At 67.3% G+C, this 23,735-nt stretch carries 18 protein-coding genes; 11 read left to right on the top strand and 7 right to left on the bottom strand.

Translation table 11 applies throughout. From position 1 onward, the window contains the following. The first annotated feature begins 294 nt into the window (after positions 1–294). The 3 genes from BHE01S_RS33960 to BHE01S_RS33950 all read left to right on the top strand — a co-directional run bounded on the left by BHE01S_RS33960 (position 295) and on the right by BHE01S_RS33950 (position 2,656). Positions 295–1,587 (top strand): EAL and HDOD domain-containing protein, encoded by a 1,293-nt coding sequence (locus tag BHE01S_RS33960; RefSeq protein WP_042272389.1) that lies wholly within the window; start codon positions 295–297, stop codon positions 1,585–1,587. A 166-nt stretch (positions 1,588–1,753) separates the two neighbouring features. Next, a complete protein-coding gene (locus tag BHE01S_RS33955) occupies positions 1,754–2,317 on the top strand; it encodes a peroxiredoxin (RefSeq protein WP_042272386.1) in 564 nt (187 codons plus the stop codon). A gap of 75 nt (positions 2,318–2,392) precedes the next feature. Then, on the top strand, positions 2,393–2,656 hold the full coding sequence (locus BHE01S_RS33950) for a hypothetical protein (RefSeq protein ID WP_042272384.1): 264 nt from the start codon (positions 2,393–2,395) through the stop codon (positions 2,654–2,656). A 52-nt stretch (positions 2,657–2,708) separates the two neighbouring features. Here the strand turns inward: BHE01S_RS33950 and BHE01S_RS33945 are convergent, their stop codons facing one another. The 4 genes from BHE01S_RS33945 to BHE01S_RS33930 form a co-directional block, all read right to left on the bottom strand. Next, on the bottom strand, positions 2,709–6,008 hold the full coding sequence (locus BHE01S_RS33945) for an efflux RND transporter permease subunit (protein WP_042272382.1): 3,300 nt from the start codon (positions 6,006–6,008) through the stop codon (positions 2,709–2,711). A gap of 4 nt (positions 6,009–6,012) precedes the next feature. After that, a complete protein-coding gene (locus BHE01S_RS33940; RefSeq protein WP_042272378.1) occupies positions 6,013–9,135 on the bottom strand; it encodes an MdtB/MuxB family multidrug efflux RND transporter permease subunit in 3,123 nt (1,040 codons plus the stop codon). A gap of 6 nt (positions 9,136–9,141) precedes the next feature. Then, positions 9,142–10,506 (bottom strand): MdtA/MuxA family multidrug efflux RND transporter periplasmic adaptor subunit, encoded by a 1,365-nt coding sequence (locus tag BHE01S_RS33935; protein ID WP_042272375.1) that lies wholly within the window; start codon positions 10,504–10,506, stop codon positions 9,142–9,144. A 400-nt stretch (positions 10,507–10,906) separates the two neighbouring features. After that, complete coding sequence (locus BHE01S_RS33930; RefSeq protein WP_042272372.1) at positions 10,907–11,743, bottom strand: IclR family transcriptional regulator; 837 nt, start codon at positions 11,741–11,743, stop codon at positions 10,907–10,909. A 638-nt stretch (positions 11,744–12,381) separates the two neighbouring features. On the opposite strand from BHE01S_RS33930, the gene BHE01S_RS33925 reads away from it, so the two are divergent. Together BHE01S_RS33925 and BHE01S_RS33920 are read left to right on the top strand one after the other, a co-directional pair. After that, positions 12,382–13,299 (top strand): LysR family transcriptional regulator, encoded by a 918-nt coding sequence (locus tag BHE01S_RS33925; protein WP_042272453.1) that lies wholly within the window; start codon positions 12,382–12,384, stop codon positions 13,297–13,299. Positions 13,300–13,440: 141 nt separating this feature from the next. Next, positions 13,441–14,190: an SDR family oxidoreductase gene (locus BHE01S_RS33920; RefSeq protein ID WP_042272369.1), complete on the top strand. Its 750-nt coding sequence runs from the start codon at positions 13,441–13,443 to the stop codon at positions 14,188–14,190. 79 nt (positions 14,191–14,269) lie between these two features. Here BHE01S_RS33920 and BHE01S_RS33915 read toward each other — a convergent pair whose 3' ends face one another. Continuing rightward, positions 14,270–15,472: an ammonium transporter gene (locus BHE01S_RS33915; protein ID WP_042272366.1), complete on the bottom strand. Its 1,203-nt coding sequence runs from the start codon at positions 15,470–15,472 to the stop codon at positions 14,270–14,272. Between the two features lie 406 nt (positions 15,473–15,878). On the opposite strand from BHE01S_RS33915, the gene BHE01S_RS33910 reads away from it, so the two are divergent. Continuing rightward, positions 15,879–17,660 (top strand): sensor histidine kinase, encoded by a 1,782-nt coding sequence (locus BHE01S_RS33910; RefSeq protein WP_084069552.1) that lies wholly within the window; start codon positions 15,879–15,881, stop codon positions 17,658–17,660. Between the two features lie 30 nt (positions 17,661–17,690). Here BHE01S_RS33910 and BHE01S_RS33905 read toward each other — a convergent pair whose 3' ends face one another. Both BHE01S_RS33905 and BHE01S_RS33900 read right to left on the bottom strand, forming a co-directional pair. Further along, a complete protein-coding gene (locus BHE01S_RS33905) occupies positions 17,691–18,008 on the bottom strand; it encodes a hypothetical protein (RefSeq protein ID WP_042272363.1) in 318 nt (105 codons plus the stop codon). Between the two features lie 145 nt (positions 18,009–18,153). Then, positions 18,154–18,735 (bottom strand): DJ-1/PfpI family protein, encoded by a 582-nt coding sequence (locus BHE01S_RS33900; RefSeq protein ID WP_028204790.1) that lies wholly within the window; start codon positions 18,733–18,735, stop codon positions 18,154–18,156. Between the two features lie 59 nt (positions 18,736–18,794). On the opposite strand from BHE01S_RS33900, the gene BHE01S_RS33895 reads away from it, so the two are divergent. The 5 genes from BHE01S_RS33895 to BHE01S_RS33875 form a co-directional block, all read left to right on the top strand. Beyond that, the gene (locus tag BHE01S_RS33895; RefSeq protein ID WP_042272360.1) at positions 18,795–19,331 is read left to right on the top strand and encodes a GNAT family N-acetyltransferase; all 537 of its coding nucleotides are present in this window, start codon (positions 18,795–18,797) and stop codon (positions 19,329–19,331) included. 2 nt (positions 19,332–19,333) lie between these two features. Continuing rightward, a complete protein-coding gene (locus BHE01S_RS33890) occupies positions 19,334–19,792 on the top strand; it encodes a hypothetical protein (RefSeq protein WP_052406230.1) in 459 nt (152 codons plus the stop codon). Between the two features lie 124 nt (positions 19,793–19,916). Next, the gene (locus tag BHE01S_RS33885; RefSeq protein WP_042272448.1) at positions 19,917–20,372 is read left to right on the top strand and encodes an Rrf2 family transcriptional regulator; all 456 of its coding nucleotides are present in this window, start codon (positions 19,917–19,919) and stop codon (positions 20,370–20,372) included. 105 nt (positions 20,373–20,477) lie between these two features. After that, positions 20,478–21,122 (top strand): NAD(P)-dependent oxidoreductase, encoded by a 645-nt coding sequence (locus BHE01S_RS33880; protein ID WP_042272354.1) that lies wholly within the window; start codon positions 20,478–20,480, stop codon positions 21,120–21,122. Between the two features lie 106 nt (positions 21,123–21,228). Further along, on the top strand, positions 21,229–23,735 hold a 2,507-nt coding region (locus BHE01S_RS33875; RefSeq protein WP_042272352.1), incomplete at its 3' end, for a mechanosensitive ion channel family protein.

Raw genomic sequence — 23,735 nt, 5'->3', positions numbered from 1 at the left:
CGGCGACCGAAAAGGCACCTGACGCATAAACGTGACGGGAGATCGGTGCGGCGGCGTCCAGATTCGGTTAAAGTGGCGCCGGTCGAGACGCCGTTCGCCATGCGCAATGGGTCGGCGCGTGCAGCGCCCGTCTTGCCGGCCGCAGGGGCGGCCCGGCGCCTCGGCGGCCATTACCGGCTATTCCATCCGTACGAGTCATCCGCCATGTCCGATTCATCGTCAGCGTTTGCCGCGCCGGCAAGCGAGGCTGCGCGAGACGATGCGGGCAGGGGCACCCCTGGTTCCGCGCCATCTATGCCGTCAGCTTCACAACCCGGCCTTGCGCCCGGGTCATCAACCGGTCCGCAGCCGTTCGTCTATCTCGGGCGGCAGCCTATTCTCGATCGCCATGGCGCACTCAACGCCTATGAGCTGCTGTTTCGCGGCGGCGCGCAGAACCGCGCGGACATCGACGACGACGCGCTTGCCACGGCCCAGGTGATGACGCGCACGATCGGCCAGCTCGGCGTGCCCGCGGTGCTCGGCCGTCACTACGGCTATGTCAACATCAGCCGCGAGCTGCTGTTCGACGACATCGTGCATCTGCTGCCGCCGGGCCGCTTCGTACTGGAGGTGCTCGAACACGTGCGCTTCGACGCCGCGGTTCTGGAGCGTCTCGCACAACTGCGCCGCGCCGGCTACCGCATCGCTTTCGACGACGTGTGCGAGATCACGGAGAACCTCCTGCGCGCGTTGCCCTACGCGGACATCGTCAAGGTCGACCTGATGCAGACCGAGCGCGCGGCGCTGCCCGGGCTGGTCGCGAGCCTCGCCGCGCACGGCAAGACGCTGATCGCCGAGAAGGTCGAGACAGGCGAGGACTTCGAACTCGCGTCGTCGCTCGGCTTCGAGCTTTTTCAGGGCTACTTCTTCGCGCGCCCGCAGGTGCTGCGCGCGCCGCGCGTGCGCGCTTCGCGCCTTGCGCTCGTGCGCCTGCTCGCGCTGGTGGCCAACGACGTCGGCACCGCCGAACTCGAGCGCGAGTTGCGCAGCCACCCCGGCGTAGTGGTGCAACTGTTGCGTCTCGTCAATTCGAGCGCGTACTCGCCGGGACGGCCGATTTCGTCGCTGCGCGAGGCGGTGCTCGCGGCCGGCACGCGCCAGATCGCGCGCTGGGCGCAACTGCTGCTCTACGCGAGCGGACGCGACCTGCCCTGGGGTTCGGACCCGCTCGTGCAGCTCGCGGGCACGCGCTCGCACTTCATGGAGCTTGCCGCGCGCAGCCTGAGCCCGCAGGACCCCGATTTCGCCGATGCCGCCTTCATGACCGGCATCTTCTCGCTCGTGCACGTGCTGGTGGGCTCGACGCCTGAGCACACGCTCGATCGTCTCGGCCTTGCTCGCGAGATCGTCGAGGCCGTGGACGGTCATCGCGGCGCGCTCGGCACGCTGCTGCGCATCGCAACCACGGCCGAGCGCGGCGACCACGACGGTGCACAGCGCCTCGCGCGCGAGGCGGGCGGCATGTTCAACGCGCTCACGCCGCCGCTGCTCGGCGAGTTGAACCTGTGGGCCGGCGCGTGGTTCACGGCCTACGCCGAGGGTTGAAGCGAGACTGTAAGGTTCGCGCCGGGGCACGCTGCGGGCGCCGCGATTGTGTGCTCCAATATCGACATCGCCGGCTGCGTGCCGTGATGCGTCTCATTTGCGTGACGGGCACAATGCGCGGGCAAAACGCGCGCCGGCGTGGCGATTCCACTCGAGGACATTCGACATGAAACCGAGGTTCTTTGCGGCGGGAGCCGCGGCGCTCGTCTGCGCCGGACTTGCGCTCTTTACCCTGTCTGCCGAGGCAACTCTCAAGCCGGGCGATTCCGCACCCGACTTCACGACCCAGGCATCGCTGGGCGGCAAGACATACACCTATTCGCTCGCTTCGGAGCTCAAGAAGGGGCCGGTGGTGGTGTACTTCTATCCGGCCGCGTTCACGAAGGGCTGCACGATCGAGGCGCATGAATTCGCGGAAGCGGTCGATCAGTACAAGCAGTACGGCGCGACCGTGATCGGCGTTTCGCACGACAACATCGGCACGCTCACGAAGTTTTCGGTGAGCGAGTGCCGCAGCAAGTTCCCCGTGGCCGCCGACGAGGACTCGAAGATCATCAGGTCGTACGACGCGTCGATGCCGATGCACGCGTCGATGGCCAATCGCGTGTCGTATGTGATCGCGCCGGACGGCAAGATCATCTACGAATACACGAGCCTGTCGCCGGACCAGCATGTGACGAACACGTTGCGTGCCGTGAAGGAGTGGGCCGCGCAGCATCCGCAGCAGTAGTTGTCGCGAGCTATCGCGAGTTATCGCTGAATCCCGGCATAAGCGGGGCTCGCCGCGCGCGCAAGGAGAAAGCAGATGAAACGTATCGCGTTGCTATGGCATGTAGTGAAGGGCGATGCGCGCGTGCTGTGGCACGCGCTGCGCCAGCCGGGGCGTCCCGTGTGGCTCGTGCCTGCTACGGCGCTGCTCGCGCTCTATGCCCTCGACCCGTTCAATATCGCGATGCCGCTCGCCGGTGTCGTGGACGACGGCATCATCGTGCCGCTGGTGCTGCATCTGATCGTGCGTTGCCTGCCTGCGCATTTGCGCCAGCGCGGGCCTCGAAGCGCACGTGCATAGAAGAAGCGGCTGAAGCCACGCTTCGGCCGCTTTTTGCTGCAGGAACGCTCACTCACTCAACCTGCGCCGCGGGTGCTCCGCGTCCGCGCTTCGCATCCCACCACACACGCAGCCGGTCCATGTACAGGTACACCACCGGCGTCGTATAGAGCGTGAGCATCTGGCTCACGATCAAACCGCCCACGATCGAGATACCGAGCGGCGCGCGCAGCTCCGCGCCTTCGCCGCGCCCGAACGCGAGCGGCAACGCGCCGAGCAGCGCCGCGCAGGTCGTCATCATGATCGGCCGGAAGCGCAGCAGGCAGGCCTGATAGATCGCATCGCGCGAACTCAGGCCCTGGCGCGATGCCTCGATCGCGAAGTCCACCATCATGATCGCGTTCTTCTTCACGATGCCGATCAGCAGAATCACGCCGATCAGCGCGATGATGCTGAACTCCGTCTTGAAGAGCAGCAGCGCGAGCAGCGCGCCCACGCCCGCCGAGGGCAGGGTGGAGAGAATCGTGAGCGGGTGGATGTAGCTCTCGTACAGAATGCCCAGAACGATATACACGGCCGCGAGCGCCGCGAGAATCAGCAGCGGCTGGTTGTCGAGCGACTGCTGGAACGCCTGCGCCGTGCCCTGGAAGCTGCCGTGAATCGTCGCGGGCATGCCGATCTCGCCCATCGTGTCGTAGATCGCCTGGGTGGCGTCGGAGAGCGATTTGCCGGGCGGCAGGTTGAACGAGATCGTCGAGGCCACGAACTGGCTTTGGTGATTCACCGAAAGCGGCGTCGTGCCGGGGCCGAACGAGGCGATCGACGAGAGCGGCACCATGGTCTCCTTCGACGTGGAGACGGCCGCGCCCGACGACGCGCTCGACTTGCCGCTCGCGGCGAGCGAGTTGGTCGCCAGGTTGCGCGCGGAGTCGGCGGCGATGGCCGCGGCGCTCGACGCCGTGGTGGCGGCCGTGCCGCCCGCCGAGGCGGTGGTGGGGCCCGTCACCGTGCCCGCCGTCGCGTTGGTGCTCTGCGCGCCGCTCGCCGTGCCGCCCGAGGTGCTCACCCAGATCTCGTTGAGCATGGTGGGGCTCTGCCAGTACTTCGGCGCGACTTCCATCACGACGTGGTACTGGTTGAGCGGGTTGTAGATCGTCGAGACCTGGCGCTGGCCGAAGGCGTCGTAAAGCGTGTTGTCGATCTGCGAGGGCGTGATGTTCAGGCGCGCGGCGCTCTGCCGGTCGATGTTGATCATCGACTCGAGGCCGCCTTGCTGCTGGTCCGAATTCACGTCGGCGAGTTCGGGGCGTGCCTGCAGCGCCTCGGTGAGCTTGGGCCCCCACTTGTAGAGGTCGGCGGTGTTGTCCCCGAGCAGCGTGAACTGGTACTGCGCGTTCGACTGCCGGCCGCCCACGCGAATATCCTGCACCGCTTGCAGGAAGGTGCGCGCGCCCGCCACGTTCGAGAGCGGTCCGCGCAGTTGCGCGATCACCTCGTCGGCGGAAATCTTGCGCTCGCTCTTGGGCTTGAGCGAGACGAACATGAAGCCCGAGTTCGTCGCGCGGCCGCCTGAGAATCCCGCGACCGATTCCACCGCCGGGTTCGCCTGCACGATGCGCATCATCTCGGCGAACTTCACCTTCATCGCCTGGAACGAAGTGGACTGGTCGGCCTGGATGCCGCCGATCAGGCGCCCCGTGTCCTGTTGCGGGAAGAAGCCCTTGGGCACGACCACGTAGAGCGCGACGTTCAGCGCGATGGTCGCGACGAGCGTGAGCAGGATGACGAACGGATGCGCCAGCGCCCAGCCGAGCGTGCGCTCGTAGCCGCCCTGCATGCGCAGGAAGCCGCGTTCGAGCCACTGCGCGAAGCGGCCTTCCGCCTTCTTCTCGTGCGCCTCTTCGAGCAGGCGCGAGCACATCATCGGCGTGAGCGTGAGCGAGACGGCGAGCGACACCGCAATGGCGAGCGAGAGCGTGAGCGCGAACTCGCGGAACAGGCGCCCGACAATGCCGCCCATCAGCAGGATCGGCAGGAACACGGCGACGAGCGACACGCTGATCGAGAGCACCGTGAAGCCCACCTCGCGCGCGCCGAGCAGCGCCGCCTGCATGCGCGGCACGCCGTTTTCGATATGCCGCGAGATGTTCTCCAGCACGACGATGGCGTCGTCCACGACGAAGCCGGTCGCGATGGTGAGCGCCATCAGCGAGAGATTGTCGAGCGAGAAGCCCATCAGGTACATCGCCGCGAAGGTGCCGACGATCGAGACGGGCACGGCCACGCTCGGGATGAGCGTCGCGCGCCAGTTGCGCAGGAACAGGAACACCACCATCACGACGAGCGCCACGGCGATCATGAGCGTGCGCTCGGTGTCCTTGAGCGAGGAGCGGATCGTGACCGAGCGGTCGGATGTCGGGGTCACCTCGACGTCGGCGGGCAGCGACGCCTTGAGCTGCGGCAGCATGGCGACCACGCGGTCCACGGTCTCGATGATGTTCGCGCCCGGCTGGCGGTAGAGGATCACGAGCACGGAACGCTTGCCGTTGGCGAGCCCGATGTTGCGCAGGTCCTCCACCGAATCGACGACTTCGCCCACGTCCGAGAGCTTCACGCCCGCGCCGTTGCGGTAGGCGATCACGAGATCCTTGTACTGGCTCGCCTTGCTTGCCTGGTCGTTGGTGTAGAGCTGGAAGCGCTGCGGGCCGAATTCGATATCGCCCTTCGGGCTGTTCGCGTTGGCCGAGGCGAGCGCGGCGCGCACGTCTTCGAGGCCGATGCCGTAGTGAAAGAGCGCGTGCGGCTCCAGCTCCACGCGCACGGCCGGATTCGCCGAGCCGCTCACGTCGACTTCGCCCACGCCGTCCACCTGCGAGAGCGACTGCTGCAGCACCGTGGCCGCCGAGTCGTAGAGCTGGCCCGCGGAAAGCGTGGGCGAGGTGAGCGCGAGAATCAGAATCGGCGCGTCGGCGGGGTTGACCTTGTGGTAGGTCGGGTTTTGCCGCAGGCTCGTGGGCAGGTCCGCGCGCGCGGCGTTGATCGCCGCCTGCACGTCGCGCGCCGCGCCGTCGATGTCGCGGTTCAGGCCGAATTGCAGCGTGATGCGCGTGCTGCCCACCGAGCTTTGCGAGGTCATCTCCGTGACGTCGGCGATCGACCCCAGGTGCCGCTCCAGCGGGCTCGCCACGCTGGTTGCCACCGTTTCGGGGCTCGCGCCCGGCAAGGTGGCCTGCACGGAGATGGTCGGAAAGTCCACCTGCGGCAGGGGCGCGACCGGCAGCTTCGCGAACGCGAACAGGCCGGCCAGCGCGATGCCGATGGCGAGCAGCGTGGTCGCGACGGGACGGGAGATGAACGGGCGCGAGAGATTCATCGCGTCAGCTCTCCGACGAAGACGACGCCGCGCCGTGCGACCCGCTGCCGAAGCGTTGGCGCAGACGCCGCGCAATCCGGTCGAACGCGAGGTAGATCACAGGCGTCGTAAAGAGCGTGAGCGCCTGGCTCACGATCAGGCCGCCCGCAATCGCGATGCCGAGCGGCCGGCGCAGCTCGCTGCCCGCGCCGTAGCCGAGAATCAGCGGCAAGGCACCGAGCAGCGCCGCCATTGTCGTCATCATGATCGGCCGGAAGCGCAGCAGACACGCCTGGTAGATCGCCTCGCGCGGCGGCTTGCCTTCCTGGCGCTCGGCCTCGAGCGCGAAGTCGATCATCATGATGGCGTTCTTCTTCACGATGCCGATCAGGAGCACGATGCCGATGATGCCGATGATGTCGAGGTCGTGCCCGGTCAGGATGAGCGCGAGCAGCGCGCCGATCCCGGCCGATGGCAGCGTCGAGAGAATCGTGATGGGGTGCACGAAGCTCTCGTACAGCACGCCGAGCACGATGTACATCGTGACGATGGCCGCGAGGATCAGGAACAGCTCGTTGGACAGCGACGCCTGGAACGCGAGCGCGGCGCCCTGGAAGCGCGTCTGGAACGAGCCCGGCAGGCCGATGTCCTTTTCCGCCTGCTGGATCGCCTTCACGGCCGCGCCGAGCGAGGAGCCCGGCGCCAGATTGAACGAGATTGTCGTGGCCGGGAACTGCGAGAGATGCGTGACGAGCAGCGGCGCGGGCCGCTCGTGGAACTTCGCGATGGCCGAGAGCGGCACCTGGCCCGTGGTCGAGGTCGAGGAGGGCAGATAGATCGAGTTCAGCGCGTCGGTGTAGTGCTGCAAGACCGGATCGGCTTCGAGAATCACGCGGTACTGGTTCGACTGCGTGAAGATCGTCGAGATGATGCGCTGGCCGTAGGCGTCGTAGAGCGCGTTGTCCACCGTCGCTGGCGTGATGCCATAGCGGGCCGCGCTTGCGCGGTCGATCTCGATGAACACGGAGCTGCCCTGGTCCTGCAGGTCGGTCGCCACATCCGCGAGTTCGGGCAGTTGCTGCAGGCGCTGCACGAGCTTCGGCACCCAGGTCGTGAAGTCCTGGATGTTCGGCGTGGTCAGCATGAACTGGTACTGCGTGGGGCTTACCGTCGAGTCGATCGTGAGGTCCTGCACCGGCTGCATGTAGAGCGTCGCGCCCGGTACGTGGGCCACGCTCTTTTGCAGGTCGCGGATGATCTCGCTCGCCGTTTCGCTGCGGTCGTCGCGCGGCTTCAGGTTGATGAGCATGCGGCCGCTGTTGAGCGTGATGTTGGTGCCATCGACGCCGATGAACGAGGTGAGGCTTTCGACGTTGTCGTTCTTGAGAATTTGCGCGGCCAGCGCCTGCTGGCGCTCGGCCATCGACGCATACGACACCGATTGCGGCATCTGCGTGATCGCCTGGATCACGCCCGTGTCCTGCACGGGGAAAAAGCCCTTGGGCACGACCACGTAAAGCATGCCCGTGAGCACGAGCGTGATCAGGAACACGATCATCGTGAGGCGCTGGCGCGCGAGCACCCATTCGAGCGCCACGCCATAGCGGCCGATCACATAGTCGAAGAACGCATGCACGCGCGCCTCGAAGCGGTGGCTTTCGGGCGGCGGCGTGTGGCGCAGCATCTTCGCGCACATCATCGGCACGAGCGTGAGCGAGACCACGGCCGAGATCACGATCGTCACCGCGAGCGTGATGGCGAACTCGTGGAACAGGCGGCCCACCACGTCGCCCATGAAAAGCAGCGGAATCAGCACGGCGATGAGCGACACCGTCAACGAGATGATGGTGAAGCCGATCTGCTTGCTGCCCTTTAGCGCTGCTTCGAGCGGTGGGTCGCCCGCCTCCACGTAGCGCGCGATGTTCTCGATCATGACGATGGCGTCGTCCACCACGAAACCGGTTGCGATGGTGAGCGCCATCAGCGACAGGTTGTCGAGCGAGAAGCCGCACAGGTACATGACTGCGAGCGTGCCGATGAGCGAGAGCGGCACCGAAAGGCTCGGAATGATCGTGGCGTAGATATTCGCGAGGAACAGGTACATCACGAGCACCACGAGCACCACCGACATCAGCAGCTCGAACTGCACGTCGCGCACCGAGGCGCGGATCGTGGTGGTGCGGTCGGTGACGATCTGCACGTCGAGCGAAGCGGGCAGCGATTCCTGCAATTGCGGCAACAGCGCCTTGATGCTGTCCACCACCTGGATCACGTTCGCGCCCGGCTGGCGCTGCACGTTCAGGATGATCGCGGGCGTACCGTTGGCCCACGCGCCGAGCTTGGTGTTTTCCGCGCCCTGCACGATGTTCGCGACGTCGGTGAGCATGACGGGGCGGCCGTTGCGGTAGGCGATCACGGCGTCCTTATAGGCGTCGGCGTCGGTCAGCTGGTCGTTCGCGTTGATCGTGTAGGCGCGCGTGGGGCCGTCGAAGTTGCCCTTGGGCGTGTTGACGTTCAGGTTCGAGATGCTCGTGCGCAGGTCGTCGAGATTCAGGCCGTAGGCCGCGAGCGCGCGCGGGTTGGCCTGGATGCGTACCGCGGGGCGCTGGCCGCCCGACAGGCTCACGAGGCCCACGCCCGCCACCTGCGAAATCTTCTGCGCGAGGCGCGTGTCGGCGAGATCCTGGATCTGCGTGAGCGGCAGCGTTTTCGAGGTGATCGCGAGCGTGAGGATCGGCGCGTCGGCGGGGTTGACCTTGGCGTAGATCGGCGGCGCGGGCAGGTCCGAGGGCAGCAGGTTGCCCGCCGCGTTGATGGCGGCCTGCACTTCCTGTTCGGCCACGTCGAGCGGCAGATCGAGGCTGAACTGCAGCGTGATGACCGAGGAGCCCGCCGAGCTTTGCGACGACATCTGGTTGAGCGACGGCATTTGCCCGAACTGGCGTTCGAGCGGTGCCGTGACCGAAGACGTCATGACATCCGGGCTCGCGCCCGGGTAGAAGGTCTGCACCTGAATGGTCGGGTAATCGACTTCGGGCAGGGCGGAAAGCGGCAGGAAACGCAGCGCGACGAGGCCGACCAGCATGATCGCCGCCATGAGCAGCGCCGTGCCGACCGGCCGCAGGATAAAGGCGCGGGATGGATTCATGCTGGCTTACTGGGCTTGCGTCTGCGAGGCGTGGCGGTGGCCATGGCGCGCGCCCGAGGCCGCGCCGGCCCACGAGGCGCCATTCGCGCCGGCGGCGCCCGACGCTCCCTTCGCGTGCTGCGGATGTTCGGCCGGAATCGTGATCTTCGCGCCTTCGCGCAGACGGTCGGAGCCGTCGGTCACCACGCGCTCGCCCACGGCGAGGCCCGAGGCGATGCTGGTGCGCTCGGCATCGACGGGGCCGACCTTCACGAGCCGCACCGTCACCGTGTTGTCGGGCTGCGCGACGTAGACGTACTGCCCTTGCGAGCCGTTGAGCACGGCCGAAGTGGGCACGATCACGGCGTCGTGGATCGTATCGACGAGCAGGCGCGCGTTGACGAACTGGTTCGGGAAGAGCGCCTGTTCGTGGTTCGTGAAGCTTGCGCGCAGCTTCACGGTGCCCGTGGTGGTGTCGATCTGGTTGTCGATGGTCTGGAGCGACCCGGCTTCGAGCATCGTGGTGTTGCTGCGGTCGTAGGCCGTGACCGGCATTTTCGTGCCCGCGCGCAGCTGCTTCATGATGGGAGGCAGATTGTCCTCCGAGGTCGTGAAGATCACGCTGATCGGCTCGAGCTGCGTGAGCACGACGATGCCGTTGGTGTCGCCGGGCGTCACGTAGTTGCCCGGATCGACCTGGCGCAACCCCACGCGGCCCGATACGGGCGCCGTGATGCGCGCGTAGGTCAGGTCGAGCTTGTAGGTATCGACGCTGGCCTGATCGGACTTCACGGTGCCCTCGTACTGCTTGACGAGCGAGGTCTGCGTGTCGACCTGCTGGCTCGCGATCGAGTCTTGCGAAAGCAGCGTCCGGTAGCGCTTGAGGTCGAGGCGCGCCGTGGCGAGCAGCGCCTCGTCGCGGGCGAGCTGGCCTTCGGCGTTGGCGAGCGAGATCTGGTACGGGCGCGGGTCGATCTGCGCGAGCACGTCGCCCTTTTTCACCATCTGGCCTTCCTGGAAGTAGACCTCCTGAAGCGTGCCGGATAGTTGTGTGCGCACCGTGATGTCGGCAAGCGGCGTGACCGTGCCGAGCGCGGTGATGACGATGGGCATGTCGCCGGCCTTCGCCGTGGCCACGCTCACGGGCTGCGGCATGGCGGCCATGGCGCCCGGACCGCCGTGACGCATGCGCGCGCCGGCCGCCGGGGTGGCGTTGCCGCCCGGGAGCGCCTTGTTCCATGGCTGCCAGCGCGCGAGCACGATGCCGGCGATCACGACGACCACACCCAGCACAATGAACTTGCCCCTGCCGCGCCTCGCGGCGACCGGAGCGGGGGACTGCGGCGGCGTTTCGTTACGGGGGGAATCCGGGCGCTTTTCTTGTTGATCCATCGGTCAGGTCGGTAACAGGTTCTCGAAGCGGGGTTCTCGAAGGCGCCTGGCTGAGCGCACAGGGCGCCGGCCGCGAAGTGCGAGCAAAAAGCGCACGCAAAAAAAGCGCACGGAGCCGGCGCAGCGGGCGCGCGCCGATGCTACGCAGGTCGTGCGCAAGCAGGATGTCAGGACGCGCCGCGCTGCGGCCCGATCCCGCGCCATGCGCTCACGGGCATGGACGGGGTCGCCGGCGGCTGGCTCGCGTGACGGGCGAAGGGCGGCGGCGCAGCTGGCCCCTGCCGCCAAAAAGCATGATGCTACGTTGCCCGCTTCGTTACAGTCCAGTGCCGTTTCTTTCGAGACGTTACGAGCGTTACACCCTTCGTGTGTCTCCTGTAAGGCGCAGGCGCTGCTGCTGTCAGGTCGCGCGGGGCAGGCGCAGGGCGCCGCCGATCTCGTCGACGATGCCCGCGACGCATTCGCGCATCAGCGGCACGACGTGGCTGACGAGCCACTCGCGCGGGCACTGCTGCGCGGCGCCGCCGCAGTTGATGGCGTAGATCTCGCCATTGGGACCCGCGAATGCCGTGGCGATGGCGTTGAGCCCCTCGTACCACTCGCCGATCGCGAGCCCGTAGCCGTGGGCGGCGGTCTCGGCGAGCGCGGCGTCGAGCCGGCTGCCGAAGACGCCCCAGTCGTTGCCGGTCGAGGCCTGCAGCGCGGCGGCGAGTTCGGCGCGCGCGTGCGGGTCGAGCGCAGCGAGGTAGGCGCGCCCGACGGCAGTGCGGCCCATGTCGATGCGCGAGCCGACCTCGAGGCGCGTGACGAGCACGGCGGTGCGCGGGCGGATCGCGTCGATCACGACCATGTCCAGACGGTCGCGCACGGTGAGGTGCACCGAGAGCGCGGTGCGCTCGGCCAGCCGCGAGAGAAAAGGCCGCGCCCGGCTGCGGATGTCGGCGTTGCGCAGGAAGCCGTTGGACAGCTCCAGCACCGAAGACGTCAGCACGAAGCGTTCGCTGTCGGGCAGCCGGGCGAGAAAGCCCGTGCTCACGAGCGTGCCCGTGAGGCGCGAAAGCGTGGGCTTGGGGATGCCCGTCAGCTCGGTCAGTTCGCGGTTGCTCAGCGGCGCGTCGGCGGCCGCGACGCAGCGCAGGACGGCAAGGCCGCGCGCGAGCGCCGTCACTTCGTCGGCGCCGCCGTCTTTATCTCGCGGCGTGTCGTCGGGATGGCGCGAATCGGGGGCGGAAGTCATTGGCAGGACAATTTTCCGAAACAGGATTTCAGATTTGAGATTTCGCGCGGGGCGTGACAAAGTCAGCGCGGGCGTGCCGCGGTACGATCGTTTGCGTTCGATCAACGCCGCGCGCTCTAAATCATGGCGCAAATTATCAGATGATTGTAGTGGGCGCCAGAAGCTCGACGATTAGCGTATTTTGGCGAGATTTTGCTTGACTTAGTCAGCACATAGGTAAAAAATGGAATCCGATTTCGGTAATTCGCCCAACCCTGCAAAATTGCGGGGTTTTAATGTGCCTCGCGCTATGCATTTCGCATAATTACGAGTTGTTTTTCCGATGGCACGGCGCAGCCGGATACCGTCTCTCAGGTTCTAGCACGGCCCTCGGAATGGCTAGAACTTTTCAAGGCGCCACGTGCGAACGTGGCGCCTTTTTTTCCGCCCGCCTGCACACGGACACTCACGGCAACCCACGGCAACCCGCGATCAGCGGTCGATCAGGCGACCTCGCCGCTAAAGCGCTCCCGCAACTGACGTTTGAGCGCCTTGCCTATCGGGACGTTAACCGCTACCCGCAGACGGCGACACATAGCCGGACTCACGCCCCGTTTCTGCCATACCATCGTCTGATCACCCGTTCGATGGAGTCGCACATGCTCTCCGAAGAGGAACTGGCGCTGCTCGATGCCATCCGCGAAACCGGCAGCCTGTCGCGCGCGGCGGCACGTCTGAACAAGGCGCCTTCCACGATTTCCCATGCCGCGCGCCAACTCGAGGCGCGCTTCGACGCGCTCCTCTTCGACCGCCGGCGCTACCGGCTGCAGCTCACCCCGGCCGGGCATCTGCTCGCCGAGGAGGCGAGCCGCCTGATGCAGGACGTCGCGCGCATGACGCAGCGCGTGCGGCAGGTGGCGAACGGCTGGGAGGACCGCTTGTGGATCGTCACCGACGAGATTCTCGAATTCGAGCTGTTGATGCCGGTGGTCCGCGATTTCGATGCGCTGAAGTCGGGCGTCAAGCTGCGGTTCACACACGAAGTGCTCTCCGGCACCTGGGAGGCCCTTCGCGACGGCCGCGCCGATCTGGTCGTCGGCGCGACCAACGAGCCGCCCGCCATCGACGGCCTGCACTGGTTCGAACTTGGCGTGATGGAGTGGGTGTTCGCGGTCGCGCCGCGCCATCGGCTTGCGCGCGAGAAGGGGCCGCTCACCCGCGAGCGCATGCTCGCCGAGCGCGGCGTGGCGGTCGGCGATTCGGCGCGGCACGCGCCGGGCCGCGGCTACGGGCTGCTCGGGGGCCAGGAGGTGCTGGCGGTGCCGTCGATGCGCGCCAAGATCCTCGCGCAGCGCGAGGGCCTGGGCGTGGGCTGGGTGCCGCGGCAGCGCGCGGCGAGGCTGATCGAGCGCGGCGAACTGATCGAGAAGGCCACGGCGAACCCGCGCGAGCCGAACATGCTGTATGTCGCGTGGCGCGGCGAACACGTGGGGCGCGCACTGCAATGGTGGATCGACCGGCTGCGCGAGCCGCGTCTTGCCAGGCGCCTCGTCGACGGGATCGAGGTCACGGGATGAAGCCGGCTGCCCGCAGGCATGACACAGACGTTCGATAGTTTCGAACGTTTGCGCCAGGACCGTCGTACGGCAGGCAGCCCTTCGTCCGGCAACATGGCATCACAGTCTCCGATCGAGACTATCCCCTTCAAGGAGAACGTCATGAACCGCTTTGCCAACAAAACTGTCCTCGTCACCGGCGGAACCAGCGGCATCGGCCTCGCTGCGGCGCTTGCCTATGCCGCCGAAGGCGCGCACGTGATCGTCACTGGCCGCGATGAAGCCGGCCTCGAAGCCGCGCGCCGCGCGCTCGGCGCGAAAGCGCACGCCTGGCGCAACGACGCCGCCTCGCTCACCGGCGCACGCGAACTGGCGGCCGCCGTGCGCGACGCGGGCCTGCGCCTCGATGCGGTGTTCATCAACGCGGGCGTGGCGAAGCTCGCCCCGTTCGAGCAAGTGGACGAAGCGCTCTGGGACGTCACCTTCGACACCAACGTGAAGGGCGCGTATTTCCAGATTCAGGCGCTCCTGCCGGTGCTCAACGACGGTGCGGCCGTCGTGCTCAACGGCTCGATCAACGCGCATATCGGCATGCCCACTTCGTCGGTGTATGCGGCGAGCAAGGCGGCGCTGATCTCGTTCGCGAAGACGCTCTCGGCCGAACTGCTACCGCGCGGCATTCGCGTGAACGTGGTGAGCCCCGGCCCCGTGAAGACGCCGCTCTACAACAAGTTCGGCATGGACGCCGCCGCGCTCGCGGCAGCCGAGGAGTCGATTCGCGCGCTGGTGCCGCTCAGGCGCTTTGCGACGGTGGAGGAGATCGCCTCGACCGTGCTGCATCTGAGCGCAGCCGAATCGGCTTTCATGGTCGGTACCGAGGTGATCGTCGCCGGCGGCATGGGCCAGCTTTGAGGGTCCGTTAGTGATGCGTACGGCGTGCGGGCGGCAGGGCGCCGCCCGCAGGGTCGCGCTGGGTCGTATTGCGCGCCGGTCAGGAGACCGTTTCGCGTTCCGGCGTGGCCGTGATCTTGTGGATCGACAGGTCGGTGCCGTTGAATTCCTGCTCGCGGTCGATGCGCAGTCCGACGAACTTGCGCAGCAGGCCGTACACCACGAGGCCGCCAAGGAAGGCGATCACGATGCCCGCCAGCGTGCCGACGATCTGCGCGCCGAACGAGACGCCGCCGAGCCCGCCGAGCCAGCGCTGGCCGAAGATACCCGCGGCGATGCCGCCCCACGCGCCGCACAGGCCGTGCAGCGGCCACACGCCGAGCACGTCGTCGATGCGCCAGCGGTTCTGCACGCAGGTGAACATGTAGACGAACAGCGCGCCGGCAACCGCCCCCGTCACGAGCGCGCCGAGCGGATGCATGATGTCCGAGCCCGCGCACACGGCCACGAGCCCCGCGAGCGGCCCGTTATACGTGAAGCCCGGATCGTTGCGGCCCGCGAACCACGCGGCGAGCGTGCCGCCCACCATCGCCATGAGCGAGTTGACGGCGACGAGACCGCTGATCTTGTCGATGGTTTGCGCGCTCATCACGTTGAAGCCGAACCAGCCCACCGCAAGCACCCATGCGCCGAGCGCGAGGAACGGGATGTTCGAGGGCGGATGCGCGGCGACACGGCCGTCGCGCGTGTAGCGGCCGTGGCGCGGCCCGAGCAGCAGCACGGCCGGCAGCGCGATCCAGCCGCCGAACGCGTGGACCACCACCGAGCCCGCGAAGTCGTGGAACGGCACGCCGAACACGTGCGTCATCGCGTCTTCGAAACCGAGGCGGTTGTTCCACACCATCCCCTCGAAAAACGGGTAGAGGAAGCCGACGATCACGAAGGTCGCGAACAGCTGCGGATTGAACTTCGAACGCTCGGCAATGCCGCCCGACACGATGGCCGGGATGGCTGCCGCGAAGGTGAGCAGGAAGAAGAAGCGCACGAGCGCGTAACCGTTGTGCTCGGCGAGCACGTCGGCGTGCGAGAAGAACTGCACGCCGTAGGCGAGCGTATAGCCTATGAAGAAGTAGGCGATCGTCGAAATCGAAAAATCGACGAGGATCTTCACGAGCGCATTGACCTGGTTCTTCTTGCGTACGGTGCCGAGTTCGAGAAACGCGAAACCCGCGTGCATGGCGAGCACCATGGCGGCGCCCAGCAGCAGGAATAGCGTGTCGGTACCGGTCTTGAGATTGTCCATCTGGCGTGCCCAGTTTGCCCAAAATGGGCGCATAGAGAGCAAGTTGTGGGCCAGCTTCAGCGCCAAACTGGTGAATTCGTGGCCGCAACAGGCGTCAAGCCGGTGCGGCCGTGCACCGACGCGGAAAAAAGCCGATGCCGTGTCGCCCACACAGTTGCCGGTATCTGGGGCGCGTGCACCAAAATTCGGCGCAAATCCGGGACTTGCGCGCAAAGGTGGGGAAATCGCGCGCCATAATTGGGCGATTGATTCGCTTTTCCTTTCCGGATCATCAAATTGTCGGTAAATCGAAAATATCTCGCGCCTTCGTGAGGGATACACTTCGGGCGCACATAGGGCGCAAACGCCGACATAATGGCCGGATTGCCACCTCATGCGCGTCCGGTCGCCCGGTACCCGCCACGCAATGCGCCTCACGACCAAAGGGCTTCTGCTGATCGCGATTCCCGCTGTATTCGAGCTGAGCTTGCTGTCGGCCATCGTGAAGGCGGAGGCCGACGCCGCCGCCGCGGAGCGCTGGGGCCAGCATGGTCAGGCCGTGCTGGCGCAGGCGTCACGGGTGCTCGAACCGGTGCTGGTCGAGTCGGTCGAGCTGCGCGGTGCGGTGGCGGCCAACGACACGAGCTACTCCACACCGGTTTCGATGTGGATGGACGTGGACCGCCGCATCGACCGGCTCGTCGATCTCGTCGCCGATAATCCCTCGCAGGTCGAGCGCGCCGTGCAGATTCGCCACGCCGTGCAGAACTATCGCCAATGGTCGGACCGCGTGCAGGATCTCTTGCGCTCGGGCCGCCGCGCCGACCTCGCCGAGCGCTTTCGCGCGCTCATGGCCGCCGACGTGCTCGACCGCGTGCGCGCGCAGATCGCCTCGTTCCAGACCGAGGAGCGCCGCCTCGACGTGTTGCGGGTATCCGCCGCAGAAGCGGCGCGCGCCCAGCAGCAGACCCTCGTGATGACAGCCGTGCTCGGCTCGATCGTGCTGGTCGCGCTTGCCGTCTGGGTCTTTACGCGCGGCGTGCGCGGGCGGCTCGATGCGCTTTCCGACAACGCGAGCCGGCTGGCCGCAAACGAACCGCTCGCGCCGCTCACGGCGGGCAACGACGAAATCGCCGAACTCGACCTCACGCTGCATCAGATCAGCCAGCAGCTGATCGAAGCCGAGCGGCTGCGCCTCGGTTTTCAAGCCGACCTCGCGCGGCGTGCGGACCAACTCGCGCGCATCAACGAAAACCTGCGTCAGCAGACGCAGGAAAACGAGATGTTCATCCACGGCGTGTCACACGATCTGCGCGCGCCGCTCGTGAACCTGCAGGGCTTCTCGCGCGAGCTCAATCACGCGTGCGACGACCTGCGCGAGCGCATCTCGAATTCATCGCTTTCACCGCAGGCGCGCGCGCGCATCGAGCGCACCATCAACGAGGATATCGGCGAGGCGCTGCGCTATCTGCAGACGGCCGTGCTGCGCGCATCGCACATCATCGACGCGCTGCTGCGGCTCGCGCGCGTGGGCCGCGTGGAGTACCGGCGGCAGCGCGTGAGCGTGCAGGAGCTGGTGCAGCGTGTCGTCGACGCGATGCACGCCTCGATCCGCGCACGCGGTGCCCAGGTCAGCGTGCAAACGCTGCCCGACGTATGGGGCGATCCGACGGCGCTAGAGCAGGTGTTTGCAAACCTGATCGGCAACGCGCTCAACTATCTCGATCCGGCGCGCGACGGCCGCATCGAGATCGGCACGGCGCATGCGCCGCCGGGCGTGGAATCGCTGCAGATTTTCTACGTGCGCGACAACGGGCTTGGCATCCCCGAGGTGGGCCTGCCGAGGCTCTTCCAGGCGTTCCAGCGCATGCACGGCAATGTGGCGTCGGGCGAGGGCATCGGGCTCGCGCTCGTGCGCCGCGTGGTGGAGCGGCACGGCGGGCGTGTCTGGGTGGAGTCGACGGAAGGCGAGGGGACGACGTTCTATCTGTCGCTGCCCGATGCGCTTGCGGTCGCGCCGCCGTTGCCCGGCGACGCAGAGCAGATCATCAGCGCGCTCGAACGCGCGGAGCGTCCGGAAGCGTCGCCCGGCGGCCCTGGCGGATATGGCGCGAGCGATGACGCAGGTGGCGCGAGCGCGAAGGACAGCGTGCGAAGCGAATTGCGGACGGCACCCGCAACGGCGTTACGGCCACCGGCAGGCGCTTAAGACCACTCGAGACACTCCAGACGAGCGCGCTTATGACGTGCCAAAGATGCGGCGGGGCTTGAAGAGGCGGCGCGCGCGAAACGTCCAGACGGCGCCCACGCCGGCAAGCGCCAGCGCCATGGCCAGCATGGCGTGATGACTGATGGCGATGCCGAACGGCAAGACGAAGCTGCGCACGAGCATGAGCAGTGCTGCCCACAGCGCAAGCGCCCCCTGCAGGAGCAGACGCGTGCCGCGCACGTGGCGCGCCCGGTCGGTCAGGCTGCCTTTGCCGCAGCCGCGCCTGCAAAAAAAGAGGATCGCCGCCAGGGCGACCGCGAGCATCACTAGCCAGCTCGTTAGGTCCACGACACGCACTCCGTACTCCACGATAAACGGCGGCTATTCTGGCCGGCGAGGCGAAGCGGTGATATCGGACCAGTCCGAATTGGCGGCGCTCGCGCGCCGCACCCCGTACAAGGCAGGTGCGGCGCGGGCGTGGATCAGCGCTCGCTCACGGCTCGATGCGCGTCCCGAGGAGCGCGAGGAATTGGCGCAGCCATTCGGGATGAGCGGGCCACGCCGGCGCGGTGACGAAGGGCGCGTCCGTCACGGCGCTGTCGATGGCGATGTCGGCGTATTCGCCACCTGCGAGCCGTACCTCGGGTGCGCAGGCCGGATAGGCTGAAATGCGCTTGCCGCGGATCACCTCGGCCGCGGCGAGCAGCTGGGCTGCATGGCAGATCGCCGCGATGGGCTTGTTCGCCTGGGCGAAGTGACGCACCATCTCGATGACCTTCGGGTCGAGGCGCAGGTATTCGGGCGCGCGTCCCCCCGCAATGGCGAGCGCGTCGTAGCTGGCGGCGTCGATTTCGTCGAAAGTCGCGTTGAGCGCGAACTGGTGCCCCGGCTTTTCGGTGTAGGTCTGATCGCCCTCGAAGTCGTGGATGGCGGTCTTCACGCGCTCGCCAGCCTTCTTGCCCGGGCATACCGCGTCGACGCGGTGGCCGACGGCCTGCAGCGCCTGGAACGGCACCATCGTTTCATAGTCTTCGGCAAAATCGCCGGTGAGGAACAGGATCTTCTTGACGGCCATCGTGTGTCTCCGGAGGGGGAAGGTGGAACAGATCGTGCGCCCAGGCAGTCTACCCCATCATGTTTGACGATTTCGCAAAGCAGGGCGTCGCGGGCGACGCCCTGCAAACCATCGGCTGGCGGCGCTACGTGCCGGGGCGCGATGCGAGCGCGCTGGCCGCCTTGTTTCGCGCGGCCGTGACCACGCTCGCGGCCTCGCGCTACGACGCAGTGCAGCGCAGCGCGTGGGCTGCGGCCGCCGACGATCTCGCGGACTTCGACGCGCGCCTTGCGCGCGGCGTCACGCTCGTGGCGCATCATGACGGCGCGGTAGCGGCATTCGGGCAGCTCTTTCCGCTCGATCACGTCGAGATGCTCTACGTCGCGCCGGCGTGGTCGCGCCGCGGCCTCGCGACGGCGTTGCTGGCGCGGCTCGAAGCGCTCGCGCGCGAGGCGCGCTCGACGGTATTGAGCGCCGATGCGAGCGCGGTGTCGCGGCCGCTTTTCGAGCGTGCGGGCTTTTCGGTCATTTCGTCAGAATCGGTGTTGCGCGACGGCGTATCATTGCCGCGTTTTCATCTATGCAAGCCGCTTCATGCGGCGAATTTTTCAGGATGACCATGTATTCGAAGGTTTCGACGCAAAGGCTGACGCTTGCCTCCCTGCTCGTGTGCGCGGCGCTCGCCGCAGGCTGTAACAAGCACGACGCTTCCGCGCCCGATCTGGGCAAGCAGTCCGCCGACGCCGTGAAGCAGGCTACGCAGGACGCCGCCAACCAGGCCGCGCAGCAGGCGGCGCAAACGCTCGGCAAGGCCGCGAGCTTCGTGAACCAGCAACTCGGTGCCGCCCAGCAGAAGCTCGATTCGGCGGCCTCGCAAGGTCAGCAGGCGAGCGCATCCACAGCCGAACTGGCTTCGGCGGCGCAGGGCCAGTTGCGCGGCGCGGCAAGCACGGCGCAAGCCTTGCTCGGCCAGGCCGCCGCGGCCACCGGCACCGGTTTGACGAACGCGGGGCACTCGTTGCAACGCTGGGCGAGCAACGCCGCCGCGTCGGCGCCGGCATCGGATGCCTCTAAATAATGCCGCGGCCATGCGCGCCGGGTTGAACGGTTGACGCCAGGAATTAATGTAATTATGATGGTTACACTTATCGGCACGCGTGGTTCGGTCCATGCGTGCGCCGCTCAGCAGTGGCAGGTTCGCCGTGAATACGAGTAGCCGTTTCGCTTTTGCCGTTCACGTGCTCGCGCTGCTGGCGCAGCAGGAGGGCGTGCCGCTTTCGTCGGAGATCATCGCGGGCAGCGTGAACACGAATCCCGCGCTGATTCGCCGGCTTCTGTCGATGCTTGCCGGCGCGGGCCTCACGACGTCGCAACTGGGCGCGGGCGGCGGCGCGCTGCTGGCGCGCGAGCCGCATGCGATCACGCTGCTCGACGTCTACCACGCGGTCGACGACGCGCAGCTGTTCGCCATGCACCGCGAGGAGCCGAATCCGGCCTGCCTCGTCGGACGCCATATCCAGCAGACGCTGCGCGGCGTGATCGACGACGCACAGCGCGCCATGGAGGCGTCGCTCGCCACCCGCACGCTGGCGGACGTCGTCGACGACATGGCGCGCAGCGAGCGCAAGCTCGAACGCACGCGGGCGCGGCGAGCCTGAACGGAAGGCGCGCTGCCGAAATCATCAGCGGGGCATTGCCCCGTCTTTTTACCCCTGAAATGTAACTTTGTTAGTTACATAAATACGGAAAACAGGAGTCAGTTCATGAGCAAGACGCTGAAAATCGCCCTCTTTGGCGCAACGGGCATGGTCGGCTCGCGCATTGCGGCAGAAGCGGCGCGCCGCGGCCACGAGGTGAGCGCGCTCGCGCGCCAGCCCGAGCGCGTGGCGGCCGCCCCGAACATCCACGCGGCGAAGGCTGACCTGCTCGACGCGGCGAGCGTCGCCGCCGCGGTGCGCGGCCACGACGTGGTGGCGAGCGCCTACGCGCCGCCCAAGGATCAGCCCGGCGATCTGCTGGTCGCGAGCCGCGCGCTCGTGGAAGGCATGCGCGCCGCCGGGCTAGAGCGTCTCGTGGTGGTGGGCGGCGCCGGCTCGCTTGAGGTCGCGCCCGGCAAGCCGCTCGTCGATGCCGAAGGCTTCCCCGACGCCTACAAGGCGATCGCGCTCGCCCATCGCGATGCGTACGACTACTACCGCACGGTCACCGACATCGACTGGACCTGCTTCGCGCCGGCCGCGATCATCGCGCCCGGCGAGCGCAAGGGCACGTTCCGCACGGGCGCCAATACGCTGATCGCCGATGCGAAGGGCGAAAGCCGCATTTCGGCCGAGGACTACGCAATCGCCTTCGTCGACGAACTGGAGCAGGGCCGCTTCATTCGTCAGATCGCAACGGTGGCCTACTGAGGCGCCGGGCGGTGCGCCGCGCGCGCTGACAAACTGTTACGTACGCGCGCGGCGCGGGGAGGCGGAGTGCGGCTAAACTGGAACGTCCTGTTTTTGCCCCTCCGCCATGAATTCCAGCATCGGACGCGATGGCGCGGGCGCCGAACCGTCGCGCATGCGCTTCGGTGCGGCGGATCGTGCACTTCTTTCGCGCGCCGCGCCGGCGCGCTGGTGTGTGCGCGCGCTTTTTCGCGTGCTTCTTCGTGCGCTCATGCTCCCCGTATGCTTTGCGGTGTGCCTCGCCATGCCGCTGCGGGCCGCCGCGCAGGCCGCGCCGGCGCCCGTGCTGCCGGTCCTCAAGAGCATCATCACCGGGGCCCCGGCGGCTGCCTCGGGGGCGTCGGCGGCCGAGGCGGCCTCGGCGCCGTCACCGGCGAGCCAGGCTGAGTTCACGCGCTCGCTCGACAGCGTCATCAATACGCTCGACAACGAGCGCCAGCGCACCGCGCTCCTGAATCAGCTCAAGAAGCTGCGCAGCGCGTCGCAAAACGTGGCGCCCGCGCCCGCTTCGGGCGCGGCGGCGAACGCGGGGTTGCTGGGCGCGATCGCGTCGGGGCTCGCCTCGGTCGAGGCCGACGCACGCCGCGGCCGCAGTCCGTTTCACTACTGGGCGGGGCGCTTCAGGGCGGCGGGCATCGAGCTCTACGACATCGCCTCGGGCGGGGAGGGCGAAAGCCTCGGCCGCATCGTATTCGACCTGTTCGCCATGCTGGCCGGCTGGGGCGCATGCGCTGCGGTGCTGCGCTGGATCGAGCGGCGGCTGCTCAGGCGATTCGATGTCGAGACCGGCCTGCGGCCCGATCCGCGCACCGTCGATCTGCTGATTTTCGTCGTCCATCGCGCGGCGCCGTGGATCGTGGCGTTCATCGGCGCGCTCGTGGTCGAGCGCTCGCTGCCGGACGCGCTCGGGCGCACGCTCGCCCTCGTGATCGCCTACGCGATCGTCGCAGGGGCGGTGTTCTCGTCGATCTGCCTGATCATGTTTTCGCTGTTCGGCTCGGGGCACCGGCGCGCGGCCGTGCGCCTGCTGATCGCGCACTCGCGCCGGCTGCTCTTCGCGATCGGCGTGCTGGCCGCGCTCGGCGACGCCGCGACCAATTTCGAAGTCGCGCGCCAGTTGGGCGCGAATCTGGCCGCGCTGGTGAGCACTGCCGCGAACATGGCGGCTGCGGTGCTGACGGCCGTGTTCGCCATCGGCTTCAGGCGACCCGTCGCGCATCTCATCCGCAACCGCAGCTATTCGCTGCGCCACGGCCACAAGGCGCTCACCGAAGTCCTCGACGTGCTCGCCTCGCTCTGGCAACTGCCGATGCTGCTGCTCGCCGGCGCGTCGATCGTCGCCACGTTCGGCGGCATCGGCAGCCGCGACGACGTGCTGCAGATCTCCGTAGTCTCCGCCCTCCTGCTCGTGCTCGCGTTCTTCCTCTCGGCGGTCGTGCTGCGCATCACGCGCCCGAACCCCGCGCGCGTGCGGCGGCGCTCGCCGTATCTGCGGCGCCTGCTGCGCTTTGCCGGCACGCTGCTCGTGGTGTTCATCTGGTTCGCGTATTTCGAATCGTGCGCGCGCCTCTGGGACATCTCGCTCGCCGCGATCATCGAGGCGAGCGTGGCTGCGCGCGGCATCGCGCACGCCATTTTCGCGATCGTGTCGACGGTGTTTCTCGCATGGCTCGTCTGGATCACGGTCGATACCGCGATTCTCGAAGCGCTCAATCCGAGCGGTCCGCGCACCAAGGGCCGCGCGCCCAGCACGCGCGCGCGCACCATGCTGCCGCTCGTGCGCAATGCGGTGCTCGTCACGATCCTGACCATCACCGGCATCGTCACCGCGGCGAATCTCGGCATCAACGTCACGCCGCTGCTTGCCGGCGCGGGCGTGATCGGTCTTGCCATCGGCTTTGGCGCGCAGTCGCTCGTGGCCGACCTCATCACGGGTCTTTTCATCATCATCGAGGAGACGATTTCGGTGGGCGACTGGATCGACATCGACAACGGCCATGCGGGCACGGTCGAGCATCTGTCGATCCGCACCGTGCGGCTGCGCGACGGGCAGGGCGCGATCCATGCGATTCCGTTCTCGCAAATCAAGATCGTGAAGAACCTCTCGCGCGACTTCGCGTTTGCCGTGTTCGAAGTGCGCGTGCCGTTCTCGGTCGATCTCGATACGGTCACGCGCATGATTCGCGAGACCGGCGCGGAACTCGTGGCCGACTTCCGCTATCGCCGCGAGATACTCGGGCCCGTGGAAGTGTGGGGGCTCGACCGGTTCGACCCGAACTGGATGGTGGTGAAAGGGCAGATCAAGACGCGGCCGCTGCAGCAGTGGAGCGTGGCGCGGGCGTTCAATGCGCGCCTGAAGCGCCACATGGACGAAGCCGGCATCGAGATGCCGGTGCCGCAGATGCAGGTGCACATGTCCTCGCGCAGCGGCGATGTCGAGGAGCCGTATGGCCATCCGCATCCGTCTGGTGTGCACGCGGGCAGCGGCGTGGCGCGCGACGCCTCGCACGAGCCGCGGCCCGCGCCGCCGCCGACGGCGGGCCCCGAGGGCGCGCCGCCGCAGATTCCCACGGC

The organism is Paraburkholderia heleia NBRC 101817 (assembly GCF_000739775.1).
Lineage (GTDB): Bacteria > Pseudomonadota > Gammaproteobacteria > Burkholderiales > Burkholderiaceae > Paraburkholderia > Paraburkholderia heleia.
Note: the sequence above shows the minus strand (reverse complement) of the source record. Positions and strands in the feature narration are given on the sequence as shown.